The 13,637-nt window shown below is 38.0% G+C and carries 13 protein-coding genes and 2 pseudogenes; 12 read left to right on the forward strand and 3 right to left on the reverse strand.

Annotated features, from left to right (window positions below):
- Positions 1–95: 95 nt before the first annotated feature.
- The 4 genes from M1F55_RS04245 (at position 96) to M1F55_RS04260 (ending at position 3,763) form a co-directional block, all read left to right on the forward strand.
- A protein-coding gene (locus M1F55_RS04245; RefSeq protein ID WP_419991971.1) for an IS3 family transposase occupies positions 96–1,225 on the forward strand; the annotation gives its coding sequence in 2 pieces (ribosomal slippage) (positions 96–366 and positions 366–1,225; 1,131 coding nt in all).
- A 94-nt stretch (positions 1,226–1,319) separates the two neighbouring features.
- On the forward strand, positions 1,320–2,162 hold the full coding sequence (locus M1F55_RS04250) for a metallophosphoesterase family protein (protein WP_247947343.1): 843 nt from the start codon (positions 1,320–1,322) through the stop codon (positions 2,160–2,162).
- A 75-nt stretch (positions 2,163–2,237) separates the two neighbouring features.
- Positions 2,238–2,675, forward strand: coding sequence for an Rrf2 family transcriptional regulator (locus M1F55_RS04255; RefSeq protein WP_001166796.1), 438 nt, complete (start codon positions 2,238–2,240; stop codon positions 2,673–2,675).
- A 68-nt stretch (positions 2,676–2,743) separates the two neighbouring features.
- Positions 2,744–3,763: a YdcF family protein gene (locus tag M1F55_RS04260; protein WP_247947344.1), complete on the forward strand. Its 1,020-nt coding sequence runs from the start codon at positions 2,744–2,746 to the stop codon at positions 3,761–3,763.
- 88 nt (positions 3,764–3,851) lie between these two features.
- Here M1F55_RS04260 and M1F55_RS04265 read toward each other — a convergent pair whose 3' ends face one another.
- From M1F55_RS04265 to M1F55_RS04275, 3 genes are all read right to left on the reverse strand, one after another.
- Positions 3,852–4,925: a DUF2974 domain-containing protein gene (locus M1F55_RS04265; RefSeq protein ID WP_247947345.1), complete on the reverse strand. Its 1,074-nt coding sequence runs from the start codon at positions 4,923–4,925 to the stop codon at positions 3,852–3,854.
- Between the two features lie 123 nt (positions 4,926–5,048).
- On the reverse strand, positions 5,049–5,825 hold the full coding sequence (locus M1F55_RS04270; RefSeq protein WP_237447013.1) for a ferredoxin reductase domain-containing protein: 777 nt from the start codon (positions 5,823–5,825) through the stop codon (positions 5,049–5,051).
- An 88-nt stretch (positions 5,826–5,913) separates the two neighbouring features.
- On the reverse strand, positions 5,914–6,483 hold the full coding sequence (locus tag M1F55_RS04275; RefSeq protein WP_141562089.1) for a TetR/AcrR family transcriptional regulator: 570 nt from the start codon (positions 6,481–6,483) through the stop codon (positions 5,914–5,916).
- Between the two features lie 408 nt (positions 6,484–6,891).
- Between M1F55_RS04275 and M1F55_RS04280 the strand changes: the two genes are divergently transcribed.
- The 8 genes and pseudogenes from M1F55_RS04280 to M1F55_RS04315 all read left to right on the forward strand — a co-directional run bounded on the left by M1F55_RS04280 (position 6,892) and on the right by M1F55_RS04315 (position 13,427).
- Positions 6,892–7,569, forward strand: a complete 678-nt coding sequence (locus M1F55_RS04280) for a response regulator transcription factor (RefSeq protein ID WP_000548991.1) — start codon at positions 6,892–6,894, stop codon at positions 7,567–7,569.
- Positions 7,562–8,536, forward strand: a complete 975-nt coding sequence (locus M1F55_RS04285; RefSeq protein ID WP_247947346.1) for a sensor histidine kinase — start codon at positions 7,562–7,564, stop codon at positions 8,534–8,536. Before M1F55_RS04280 ends, M1F55_RS04285 begins: the two co-directional genes overlap by 8 nt.
- A 797-nt stretch (positions 8,537–9,333) precedes the next feature.
- Positions 9,334–10,845: an ATP-binding cassette domain-containing protein gene (locus tag M1F55_RS04290; protein ID WP_125416117.1), complete on the forward strand. Its 1,512-nt coding sequence runs from the start codon at positions 9,334–9,336 to the stop codon at positions 10,843–10,845.
- 290 nt (positions 10,846–11,135) lie between these two features.
- A pseudogene (locus tag M1F55_RS04295) lies at positions 11,136–11,546 on the forward strand (DUF389 domain-containing protein); the annotation flags it as partial.
- A pseudogene (locus M1F55_RS04300) lies at positions 11,545–11,778 on the forward strand (TMEM175 family protein); the annotation flags it as partial. The pseudogenes M1F55_RS04295 and M1F55_RS04300, both read left to right, overlap by 2 nt.
- Positions 11,703–12,044: a hypothetical protein gene (locus M1F55_RS04305; protein ID WP_000397556.1), complete on the forward strand. Its 342-nt coding sequence runs from the start codon at positions 11,703–11,705 to the stop codon at positions 12,042–12,044. The pseudogene M1F55_RS04300 and the gene M1F55_RS04305, both read left to right, overlap by 76 nt.
- 13 nt (positions 12,045–12,057) lie before the next feature.
- Positions 12,058–12,381 carry a potassium channel family protein gene (locus M1F55_RS04310; RefSeq protein WP_001253404.1) on the forward strand — a complete coding sequence of 108 codons (324 nt, stop codon included), beginning with the start codon at positions 12,058–12,060 and terminating at the stop codon, positions 12,379–12,381.
- Complete coding sequence (locus M1F55_RS04315) at positions 12,378–13,427, forward strand: DUF389 domain-containing protein (RefSeq protein WP_064276307.1); 1,050 nt, start codon at positions 12,378–12,380, stop codon at positions 13,425–13,427. The genes M1F55_RS04310 and M1F55_RS04315 overlap by 4 nt, the downstream gene beginning before the upstream one ends.
- Positions 13,428–13,637: the final 210 nt, after the last annotated feature.

Below are 13,637 nucleotides of genomic sequence, written 5' to 3' on the forward strand. Positions count from 1 at the left end.
AAAGCTAGATTTCTCTAGGCACTGCACCCATAAAGTGAGACACAAGAAAACACTCCTGTTGAAATCTGGTAAACTAGAAACAGGAGTGTTTTGTTATGGTTAAAAAAGCATATTCATTAGAAACTAAGCTAGCCTGTATCGAAATGAAGAAGGCAGGTAAATCAAATAAGGTTATCATGGATACCCTCGGTATCAAAAATGTTAGTCAGGTCAAGACCTGGTGGCAATGGTATCAGAATGATGAATTGTACCGTTTCCACCAACCTGTGGGGAAACAATATACTTATGGTAAAGGGATGAAGCAGTTATCTGAAGTGGAACAGTTACGTTTACAGGTAGAATTACTAAAAAAGTATCAGAGCTTGATAAGAAAATCGACAAAGTAAGTCTTATCAAGCTAGTGGAAGAGTATAAGAGAATGTGCCCTATATCTATTATTTTAGAGTGTTTCGGAGTCAAACGTTCAACCTTTTATCGCTGGAAACAGGAGTGTAAGAATTCTCAGAAAAAAGACGAAATAGCAGATAAAATCGAACAACTCTGCGTGGAAAACCACTTTATTTACGGCTATCGAACCATCACTCGCTTGCTCAAGAAAGTTTATAACCTCGTCGTTAATCGCAAGAAGGTCTATCGTATTATGAAGAAAAAGGGCTGCCTTTGTCGTGTCCGTCCCAAGAAGGGACCTAAATTAGGGAAGCCTTACCATGTAACAGACAATAAGCTGGATCGTAATTTTCAGGCAGATAAGCCTATGGAGAAGCTTGTCACAGACATCACCTACCTCTACTTTGGGAACTGTAGACTTTATCTATCTTCGATCATGGCTCTCTATAATCGTGAAATTGTAGCTTATACCATCTCCGAATGCCAAGATATGGACTTTGTGCTCGACACACTTCATCAACTTGAGCTACCTCAAGGAGCACTTTTACACAGCGACCAGGGATCTGTCTACACTTCAAAAGCCTACTATCAGGCCTGTACAGAAAAAGGCATCACCCGCTCCATGTCCCGAAAAGGAACACCAGCAGATAATGCCTGTATCGAATGGTTCCACTCTGTTCTCAAATCTGAAACCTTCTATCTCCATAAGTGGAGAAATTTAACTAAAGATAGTATAACAGATATTGTCAAAAATTACATCATATTTTATAATGAAACTAGAATTCAACAGAAATTAAATGACCAGTCTCCTGTAGATTACAGAAAACTGGTTGCATAAGAGCGTTTTCTCTTGTCCCATTATTGGGGTGCAGTGCCCTAGCTGTGACTTTTTATGTTATACTTATTGCAAGAGAAAAAACGAGGAGATGGATATGACAAAAATAGCTCTTCTTTCAGATATTCATGGAAATACCACCGCCTTGGAGGCTGTTTTGGCAGATGCTCGGCAGCTAGGAGTGGATGAATACTGGCTTTTGGGAGACATTCTCATGCCAGGGACAGGGCGTAGAAGGATTTTGGACTTGTTGGCTCAACTACCGATTACGGCTAGAGTTTTGGGAAACTGGGAAGACAGTTTGTGGCATGGTGTCCGCAAGGAATTGGATAGTACTCGTCCCAGTCAACGCTATCTCTTGCGCCAGTGCCAGTATGTTTTAGAGGAAATTTCCCTAGAAGAAATTGAACTGCTCCACAATCAACCGCTCCAGATTCATCGTCAGTTTGGTGATTTGACGGTAGGAATTAGCCACCATCTTCCTGATAAGAACTGGGGGAGAGAGTTGATTCATACTGGAGCGCAAGAAGACTTTGACCGTTTGGTGACCAATCCCCCTTGTGATATTGCTGTATATGGTCATATTCACCAGCAGTTGCTTCGTTACGGGACTGGTGGGCAATTGATTGTTAATCCGGGTTCGATTGGGCAGCCTTTCTTTCTAGATGCTCAGTTGCGGAAGGACTTGCGGGCCCAGTATATGATTTTAGAGTTTGATGACAAGGGTTTGGTAGATATGGACTTCCGACGAGTGTACTACGATGTGGCAGCTGAATTGCAGCTAGCTAAAGATCTGAAACTCCCTTATGTTGAGGTTTACTATGAAAGTCTGGTCAATGGGATCCATCATACTCACAATCAAGAATTTCTGAGAGAATTGGCCCAGAAAGAGGGCTACGATAGAGAGTTAGATGCCTGGTTGAAAAGTGGTAACGATTGACATTACAACTGAAAAAGGTATAATAAAAGAAACAGAAGAGTAGAGGCAGGCTAGCCTCGTAAAAAGGAGAAGAGGATGCAAATTCCAAGTAGATTTACCATTGCGACTCATATGCTGATAATCATTGCCCTCAAGGGGAAGGAAAGCAAGGTGACCAGTGATTTTTTAGCTGCTAGTGTCGGGGTCAATCCTGTCATTATCAGAAAGACCTTGTCCCAGTTGAAGAAGGCAGAGCTGATTTCAGTAGCGCGCGGAACGGGCGGAACAGAGATTGTTAAGGATCTCAAGGACATTAGTCTTTTAGATGTTTATCAAGCGGTTGAGTGTCTTGGTAAGACCGGTCAACTCTTTAGTTTCCATGACAATCCAAATCCAAATTGTCCAGTTGGAGCTCATATTCATGATGTTTTGGATCAAAAATTGGAGAGAATCCAGCTGGCTATGGAGGCTGAACTTGGTCAGACCAGTCTAGAACAAGTTGTGGCCGATGCAGAGAGTCAGATGAAGGAGTGAGAGGGATAGATGCCCTCTTTTTTTCTTTGAATAATTATGATAAAATGTAGTTATTAAAGGAGGAAGAAATGTATCTCGTTATAGGAATTGTATTGGCATTTATAGTGTCATTTTGGAAGGATAATAGAAGTTTGTGGAATCCAGTATTATTCTTATTATCCCTCATTTCCAGTTATTTTTATCTAGGCTACCTTTTTTATCAAAATGGGTATGAGAAGATTCATTTCGCTTTTTTTATATTTCCCTTTATTTTACTTCCTTTTTTGCTTTTTCTAAGTGGCATCTTTCTAATCTATAATGGGGTCATTTTGTTGAAGCGAGAGGGACGTTCAAAGGCCAATTATCTCTCCATGCTCCTTGGAATAGTCATTTTGGTATTTTTTGCCTTGATTTCATTTCGATTGGGCGATAGAAATGAATTATTTTACACCAATCACTTTCTAAACATTTTATTTGTATTCATTTTCTACTCTTATTTTATTTTTGGCTTTGCCTTTGCGGGTTTTATGCTCTACTCTATCTTGTATCTCTTTATTCCTAAAAAGAAAAGCTATGACTTTATCATTATCCATGGAGCTGGCTTATTAGACGGAGAAAAGGTAACACCTTTGCTAAAGAGAAGAATTGATAAGGCGGTAGAAGCTTACTACAAGTCTAAGAATTCTAACATAAAAATTATTGCCAGCGGTGGACAAGGAGCGGACGAAAAGATTTCTGAGGCTCAGGCTATTACAAACTATCTGCTTGAAGAGACAGATGTTCCCCAAGAAGCTGTTATCCTAGAGGACCAATCAAGGACTACCTACGAGAATCTTCTCTTTTCTAAGGAACTTGGTGAGAAACTGGTAGCCAAACCTCAATTCCTCTTTGTTACAAATGACTATCATGTTTTTCGTACTAGTACCTATGCGCGTAAGTTAAATATGAAGGGAGATGGCCTCGGATGTAGGACGGCAGGCTACTACATACCATCTGCCTTTATTCGGGAGTACTTAGCGCTCTGTGTCAAGATGAAATGGCTTTTCCTTGCCTTTTATGTCCTACTATCAGTCCTCATTTTGATAGCCTACAAAGGGATTATTTGGTAGTTAGATTTTATTTAAAAAGACTTAGAATGCACATGAAAGTCTGTGTTCTAGGTCTTTTGTTTTATATACATTTGATTTTTGAAAGGTACTATCTATTTTTCCAGGCTTGGTAACGGGTATCAATCAATAATTGAGTGAGGCGCCCCATGGTTTCCCTTTCTTCTGGAGTGAGGGATTGTGCTTGGACAAAGAGATGATGAATATGTTCGATAGCTCTTAGGGAAGACAGGTCATTGATGGAGCTAATCCCAGCATCTAGAATGGTGCCAAAGAAGAGGTCGAAGTAGAGCTGGAGTTCCTCGTCAGGGACTGTGGCCACCCACTCCTTGAAGGTTGTGTCGACTTGTTGGCTATCACTGTTGGTCTTATCCAGTTGGACGAAGCGCTTGTCCTCAATCTGCCAACTAAAGGTATCGTGCTGGGCGATACCACCTAAGGCAGTACTGTGCACGATGATTTGGCGGTTAGGAATTTCCATCATCATACCGATAATGGATCCTTGAGGGATGAAGACCTTGGTTCTATCCATTATCCTTTGATAGCCCTCGGTTTGTGTCAGTTCTTTGTGGAGACCAGGCGCATCAAAGGTATAAACTGCTGTGATTTGATTTTGTAAGCTTTGCTCAATTTGACTAGCAGCATAGATGGCTAGATTTCCTCCCTTGGAATGCCCGGCCAGAATGACCTTTTGCTTAGGATGTTGGACAAGAAAGTTCTTTAAATAGCGAAGGGCGTGCTTTTGAGCAGGAATTTCCTTCATATAGGTTAGGTGGAAATCTTCCTTCCAGCCAATGATACTGTCATCTGTCCCACGAAAGACAATCAGATAGGTGTCGAGAGTGAGGCGGTAGGTCATAGCCGCAAATTGTTTTTGCAGTTCAGGGTCGATGTCGTTGATGAAATGGGAGAGTTTGCAATTTTTGAAGCGCTTGTGTTGAGCTAGTTCATCTAATAGCTGGAGACGATTTTTACTGGTCAACATGTTGGGCTCCCTTGGAACCAGAGGTGCTAGGTCTAAGAGACGTCTAGGATTTGTTGAGACCAGATTATCAAAGGAGAGATAGGTGGTTTCTGTTAAGGCTAAAACATCTAATTCATTCAAAGGTAAGTCGTAAAAGGAATCGTGTGCGACATCTTTCAGATAGTCAAAAATATTGGCCATAAGAACTCCTTTCTTTTTATTTATCTTATCACAATCACATAGAATTTACTAGTTGGTTTGTACAAGCTCTCTACATACTGACCTATAATGGTATGATTCAGACACATAGAAGACAGTTTGCTTTTATTTCAAACCTCTAAACATACTTGTTTGTATCTGTTTGGCGTCAATCCCATTCTCTTTTAAGAAATTCTTCATCTCATTTATATCATCAGGTTGGCCGGTTAAGAGATAAATAGCTTGGTTACCGTATTTCACAACCGCATTTTTTAAAAATGCTTGGCTTTGAGAAAAGGTTTCGCTAGTTTTATAAGTTAGATTCGGATTATTCTTACTAAGCTCTTTTAACTCATTATCAAAAATGTTTACTCCTTTGTCTAAATGATTAAGAATGATAGAGCGCTTACCAGCCCACTCTTTCACAACTGGACGTAGAGTAGAAATACCGACATCAGAGGCAAAACAAACCAGTGCTTGGTCATTGTCTTTAACAGATAAAGATGACTCCAGCCAACTCATCTCAATTTTACTACCAGCTGGTAAATGTGTTAAGGTTTCCTTAAACACGCTACCACTATTATGGGTTACAATAAGAATTTCATCCTCATCAGGAGTGGAAGCAAGGGTTAGCCATCGGCTAGCCTGATCCTCCTTTACTGGACTTTTGTCTGGACCAAACGAGCTGTCAGGAAGCTTAAACTGAGCATAGGAGCCAGCTTTCCATATTTGATTTTTTGGTTTTGTGATGTGAACTAAATACAAATCTCCGCTGGGATTTTCAATGGATTTTATCGATAAAGTTTGACTTCGTCCAAGATAGGTAATGATTCCCCAAGATATAAAGCCGAGCACTCCAAGTGTAGTTAGAATAATTATGAACATTTTTTTCCCTCGTTTCATTTTTAACTCCTATAGTGTAGTAATTTTCTATGAATGAATAATATTTTTTTTCATTCAATAATTTCCAAAAAATAAAGAAAAGATTTCTTTATTTCAGTATTCCTTTAATGAAGTTGGTTGCTAGTATTTCTACAGTTTTGCTAATATCTGGAAAATCATTTTCTGTGATATGCATATCCATGTAGTAAAATAGGTTGTAAACTTGTAAAATATCTTGAATTTTTTCTGGAGAATGGCCTTCAGCCTGCAAACGATGAGTAAAGGTTTTCACGAGAAATTGATGAAATGGATTCGTGACTTTTCCTTCTTCTGAGGAATAGTAGCTATGCAACTCATCTGCTATGGCAGGATTGTACCATTCTGCAAGGATTTTATTGGAGGAAACGAGTGCTCTGGATTGAGCAAAGAGTTGACTAATAAGATCAATCATATCAATTTCCCAATCCAGTTCTTCGATCATAGTTTGGCGAACACGGTTGTTTTCATCAATATAGATATCTAAAAAAATAGCTTCTTTACTTTCGTAATAGTTATAAAAAGATCCGACTGCCATATGAGCTTGTCTAGCAATTTCTGAAATTCCTGTCGCCTTGTATCCTTTTTTTGAAAAAACTTCATAAGCTGCGGATTTCAAAGTCTGTTTTTTGTCCAATTTGATTCACCTCTTTTCTGAATGAATATTAAATATTGTTCATTCATATCTTAACAAATCTTTTTCAGATTGTCAATCTGAAAGCTAGAACTTTTTACGGATACCACTCGATAAGGAGCTTTTCAATGTTAGAAGAGTATAGAGTGTCGTTTTAACTACACTCAAGGTTTGGAAGAATAGATATAAATTTTGGTTAAGGGGATGGATAAAAGAACTGAAATGAAGGTTGAAAAAATTAAAAATAAAAGGGTAGTGCTGGCACTATGTCTAAAAATAAGGTATGATATCAATGGGGTTATTCACTATCTGTTTTTGAGCTGTTGTGACAAGGAAATGTCAAAAAAGTATTAGATACTAAGCCCTCTATTTATACTAAAGGATTTAAGACTCCTAAAATTAGCAAAGGAGAATCAGATGCACAAGATTTTATTAGTAGAAGATGATCAGGTTATTCGGCAACAGGTCGGGAAAATGCTCTCTGAATGGGGATTTGAAGTGGTTCTGGTAGAAGACTTTATGGAAGTTTTGAGCCTTTTTGTTCAGTCGGAACCTCATCTGGTCCTCATGGATATTGGATTGCCCTTGTTTAATGGCTATCACTGGTGTCAGGAAATCCGCAAGATTTCCAAGGTGCCTATCATGTTTCTATCTTCGAGAGACCAGGCTATGGATATTGTCATGGCAATTAATATGGGAGCGGATGACTTTGTGACCAAGCCTTTTGACCAGCAGGTTCTTTTAGCCAAGGTTCAGGGCTTGTTGCGTCGTTCCTATGAGTTTGGGCGTGACGAGAGTTTACTGGAATATGCTGGTGTTATCCTCAATACTAAATCAATGGATTTACATTATCAAGGGCAAGTCTTGAATTTGACTAAGAATGAATTCCAGATTTTACGCGTTTTGTTTGAGCATGCGGGCAATATTGTAGCGCGTGACGACCTCATGCGGGAACTTTGGAACAGCGACTTTTTTATTGATGATAATACGCTCTCTGTCAATGTGGCTCGATTGCGTAAAAAGTTGGAAGAGCAGGGTTTGGTAGGATTTATCGAGACCAAGAAAGGGATAGGGTACGGACTGAAGCATGCTTGATTGGAAACAATTTTTTCTAGCCTATCTGCGCTCCCGTAGTCGTCTGTTTGTCTATCTACTTTCTTTGACGTTTCTAGTTTTGCTCTTTCAGTTTTTATTTGCCAGTTTGGAAACTTACTTTCTCTACTTTTTCCTGCTGTGTTGCTTTGTAACCATCTTATTTTTCACTTGGGACATATTGGTGGAAATGCAGGTCTATCGCCAGGAAATTCTCTATGGGGAGAGGGAAGCTCAGTCTCCTTTGGAAATAGCTTTAGCAGAAAAATTAGAAGCGCGTGAGACGGAACTCTATCAGCAGAGGTCAGATTCAGAAAGAAAACTAACGGATTTGCTGGATTACTATACCTTGTGGGTCCATCAGATAAAGACCCCCATTGCAGCTAGTCAACTCTTAGTTGCAGAAGTAGATGACCGCCAATTAAAGCAGCAATTAGAACAGGAAATTTTCAAGATTGACTCCTATACCAATCTAGTTTTACAATACCTGCGTTTAGAAAGTTTTCATGCTGATTTGGTCTTAAAGCAGGTTCAAATTGAGGATTTGGTCAAGGAAATAATTCGTAAATATGCTCTTTTCTTTATTCAAAAAGGCCTAAATGTCAATCTACATGACCTTGATAAAGAAATCGTGACGGATAAAAAGTGGCTGCTAGTGGTTATTGAGCAAATCATCTCAAACAGTCTCAAGTACACCAAGGAAGGTGGTCTGGAGATTTATATGGAAGGCCAGGAACTCTGTATCAAGGATACGGGAATCGGGATAAAAAACAGTGATGTCCTCCGAGTCTTTGAACGTGGATTTTCAGGCTACAATGGACGCCTAACTCAGCAGTCATCTGGACTTGGACTTTACCTATCTAAGAAAATTTCTGAAGAACTGGGGCACCAGATTCGTATCGAGTCTGAGGTCGGTACAGGAACGACAGTGCGGATTCAGTTTGCTCAAGTAAAGTTAGTCCTTGATTGAGAAGAGACAATGAGTTTTTACCCAATCTCTTTTTGCTATATTTCAGGATATTTGAAGACTGTTTTTTACAAAACCAATAATAGAATTTTTAATACGGAATATAGTATAAATACTGGTTCAAAGTGAAGTTTTGTATGCTTTATACTTTTGTTGAGTATAAAATCTATAAACTAAGGGTGAATTACAAAAATTAATTTGAGATGAAGTGAATTGTAGACTTGGGAAATGTCTCCTATTCGATTTCAGAATGAATCGTTGATACAGGATTAAAAGAACTGCAGCTTTCTTTTTATTTTGAATGAGATAGGTGTATATAGATTTGTGTAACTGGTGTAGAACTGTTTCCAAGAATTTATTGAATGTATCGAATACACACATCCTATTGATTTTGAACCAGTTTTTAATTTCTAAATGTTATAATAGTTTTATCAAGTAAAAGGAGACTACCATGATTGGAGACAATATAAAATTCTTACGAAAATCACATAATCTGATATAACCAGAATTTTCACGGATTGTGGGTGTGTCACGAAATAGCCTAAATCGTTAGAAAAACTGAAAAGCTTACTTTCAATAGAAGTGTTGGAAATATTCATTTTACATCTATCAAAGAAACATGGGATAGACCTATATTTTACAAAATAGCAAATTATATTTTGAATGATAGTAAAAACTGCAGAACTTGTGTGATTTACAATTATTGCACTCAATGTCTGAGTATCGCACTATCTGAAATAAGGAATAGTAGAGATTGTTCTGAGATATGTAAAAAAACGCATTAGCAAGGAGTATCGTATATGCTACCATATCTTAAAACTATTAGATGGTATCTCTTCTTTAATTTTCTTTTTGGTGTAGTATCGAATATCTGCACAGCTTTGTTACCGTATTTCACGCAGGCATTAATCAAAGGGGATTATCAAGTAGCTCTATATGGTTACTCTATGTCAGTGGCAGGCTATTTGAGTTGTAACTATATCCAAATGATACTTGATTGGAAGCAGGGGATTATCTTTTCGACTACTTTGAAAAATGAGTGGTTTCGTTCACTTCTGGGACTCAGTCACCACGATTTCAAGCAGAAAACAGTAGCAGAGTATATTTCCTTTCAATCTAATGACCTAGATTCGTTGGAAAAGGATTACCTTCCTCCATTGATGAGTTTTATCAAACAAATTTTACGTATCATCATTTACGCTTTCATTATTAGCAGAACAATTAATCCTATTGTATCACTGATTTTAATCTTTTCCACTGGAATTAGTATTCAAATTCCTAAAATCGTTGGGAAGTTGACCGCTAATCGTAGACAGGTTTACTTGAAAAAACAAGGAGATTACTATCGAACTTTGGAGGATTTGCTCATGGGACATCATTTGGTAAATAAACTAACTATGTCGCATTTTTTGAATCAACAAAAGAGTTCTCTAAAGAATTTGCAGGATAAGTATTTTAAGTATGGTTTGACAAAAATTACAGGCATCTTATTGACAGGTGTTTCTTTTGAATTCATTAGTCTTGTTCTGTTTATTTATTTAGCCTACTCTCTATCTCACCAGCAACTCGGTATTCCTGAGGTGGTGGCGAGTTTCGGATATATTAATGCTTTTTCTGAACCAATACAGGAAATCCTTTATGATTTACAAATGTTAGAGTCCGTAAAGCCTGTAATCAAGAGTTTTCAAAACATTGTTGGGAGACCCGTTTCAGTTCAAGCACCTCAACATTCTTTTGATACGATTACTTTGAAAAACATTTCCAAACAACTGGGAGAATCAAAATTGATAATTACTTCCGCTACGATTCAAAAAGGGGATAAAATTGCGCTTATTGGTAAGAATGGGTCTGGAAAAAGTAGTCTTCTCAACATTTTAAATGGAACAGATGAAGATTTTGAAGGACAAATTGTGCTAGATGGGCTTGTTTTGGACCATCTTTGGGGAAGATTCGGTATGATTCTGCAACAAGAACATACATTTATTTCGAGTTATGAAAATAATGTAACGCTATTCAATAGTTTCAATGAAAAATTCAGAGAAGAAGATTTTGAAAAAATTCCACCACAATCCCTGTCAGGTGGTCAGCAACAACGAATGTATTTAAATCGTGAGAAAAATCGTAAAAATCCATTGCTTATCCTAGACGAACCTTTCTCTGCCTTGGATACTAATCAGTTTAAAATGGAATTGGAAAGAGTTCTGGAACTACCAAGTGCCGTCATTGTTACTTTACATCGCCAAAACGAATTATTAAGTAAGTTTGACCAAGTTTGGGAAATTAAGAATGGAGAACTTGTAATTTTGAAATAGCTAAATTATAAAGAATAAAACGCATAGTATCAAGGTTCAGGAGATACCGTTTTTCCTTCTTCGGATAAGGAAACAAAAATTTCTTGCTTCATCTATCTATTCAATTGATAGATTTCTTCGAAGAAAGACTGTAAAATTTTTGATATAATGTTAAGGATGGACTGACGGATATTTAAAGGATAATTTTCAAAAGAATAACAGGTGAGAAGAAAAATATGTAAGATTGGACAGAAGTCTCTCTACCATCATCCATGCAGAAACAAGATTATATAAAATAAAAGGAGTAACCAATGAACGGAAATTATTCAACACGGGAATACCGTGAGAAATTATACGATGACCTTCATGTTCGATTGAGAGATACAGCGATTTTGATGTGTGCAATTTTTATTGCCTCTATCGGTCTAAATATGAATTCAACAGCTGTTATTATTGGAGCCATGTTAATTTCACCTCTCATGACACCGATTGTTGGACTGGGATTCGGTTTAGCTATTTTTGATACGCGTTTAATCAAGCAATCTCTAGAGGTTTTATTGACTCAAGTGTTGGTCAGTTTGCTTGTCTCGACTCTGTATTTCTGGATTTCTCCCTTGTCTTATGCAAGTAGCGAGTTGATCGCACGAACCTCTCCAACCATTTGGGATGTTCTCATTGCTATTGCTGGTGGGATTGCTGGTGTGATCGGTTCAAGGAAAAGAGTTAGAAAAACCAACAACACCAAGTCTTGAAGCTTTTTGGGATTTACGGCAAAATTTCTTTGCTTGTTTTCTTTCCTTTTTCTGGTTGGGATCGTTATGGATGGCACTAAACACATTATGGGAAAAGGTTGAGAAAATTTCCTCAGAAATTATTTGGTGGAATTTGTTTCTACTCTTGGAGCGGCAGGAGTTCTCTTTGGAGAATTTCATGCCATCCAAGATACCAGTCTGAATGATGTGGTGGACCGGATCTATATAAATGTCAAGGATTTACCGTTTCAGTCCTTGGGAGCTTTAGCTAATATCCTGTCTGATGTTAAGAAGGGACTGATTCAAGACAGTCATATCTGGTCTTTCTTCCAGTCATTTTTCAAACAATATCAGTTGATAATCAGCTTAAATCAGATCTATCAGTTTGTCTATCTTTCTCTGATGGAGATCATGTCCTATCTTCACTTTGATTATTGGAAAAAACGGCTCGGTCAGGAGCTAGTATGAATAAGGAGAACAAATGAGACGTTTAAAAATGTTATGGCATATTATACAGGTTACGGGTTTTACTCGGTTTGCTCTGAGTTTTGTGACCTTTGTTTTTGGGTCAGGAGGCGTGCTTTTCCTAGTTGAACCTGCTATCACAAATTACGGAGACGGTCTTTGGTATGCTTTTGTGACTTCGACGACTGTCGGCTACGGGGATCTCCTAGCTGTGACCTTGATTGGAAGGATTACCAGTGTCTTCTTGACGATTTATGGGCTCATATTTTTTGGCTGTTTATCAGCTGTTATTATTAATTATTATACCGATTTAAATAAGGAAAGAGGAGAGGACAAATGACTGCCAATTATTCAACACGGGAATACCGTGAGAAATTATACGATGACCTTCATGTTCGATTGAGAGATACAGCGATTTTGATGTGTGCAATTTTTATTGCCTCTATCGGTCTAAATATGAATTCAACAGCTGTTATTATTGGAGCCATGTTAATTTCACCTCTCATGACACCGATTGTTGGACTGGGATTCGGTTTAGCTATTTTTGATACGCGTTTAATCAAGCAATCTCTAGAGGTTTTATTGACTCAAGTGTTGGTCAGTTTGCTTGTCTCGACTCTGTATTTCTGGATTTCTCCCTTGTCTTATGCAAGTAGCGAGTTGATCGCACGAACCTCTCCAACCATTTGGGATGTTCTCATTGCTATTGCTGGTGGGATTGCTGGTGTGATCGGTTCAAGGAAAAAAGAAGCAAACAATATCGTGCCAGGAGTAGCCATTGCTACAGCTTTGATGCCGCCTATCTGTACTGCAGGCTATGGTTTAGCTAATGGAAATGTACGATTTTTATTTGGGGCTCTTTATCTTTTCTTGATCAACTGTGTCTTTATCATGCTAATCAACATTGTTGGAACAAGAATTATGATGAGAAAATCTCCCTTAAGTTCATTTAAAGAGCTAAACATTAAAATGAGAATTGGGTTGATATCCTTGATTGTATTATTGATTCTTCCGGCTAGCTATTCGGCAGTCACTCTGACGATAGATCAAGCGCGAAAAGAAGGAATCAAGCAGTTTGTAGGAAAAGAGTTCGCCAATCACACGGTCATTAATCAAGTCTACAAATCAAGAAACAATGAGTTGGTCTTGACGGTTGTTGGAGATCCGATTTCAGAAGAAGAATTAGAAACGCTCCACCAAAAACAAGCCTCTTACGGTATTCAATCTGTTCAATTGAAAGTCAATCAAGTTCATAATTCGACAAAATTAGACAGTGATTCGACCAAGGAATTTTATGAAACCATTAACAAGTATATCGATCAAAAACTCTCTGAAAAGGATTCACAAAAAGATCTCGTAAAAGAAAATGAAGCAGACAAGGATTGAGGATATTGACCATATCTAACTCATGAAAGCAAATCTTGTGTGGTGGTTTGGTCAATCACTACTAGCTCGGATTAAATAATACTCTTCGAAAATCAAATTCAAACCACGTCAGCGTCGCCTTACCGTACTCAAGTACAGCTTGCGGCTAGCTTCCTAGTTTGCTTTTTGATTTTCATTGAGTAAAAATATAAAAAGCAACAGCTGAAATAG

This window comes from Streptococcus mitis (assembly GCF_023109235.1).
Taxonomy (GTDB): Bacteria; Bacillota; Bacilli; order Lactobacillales; family Streptococcaceae; genus Streptococcus; species Streptococcus mitis_DA.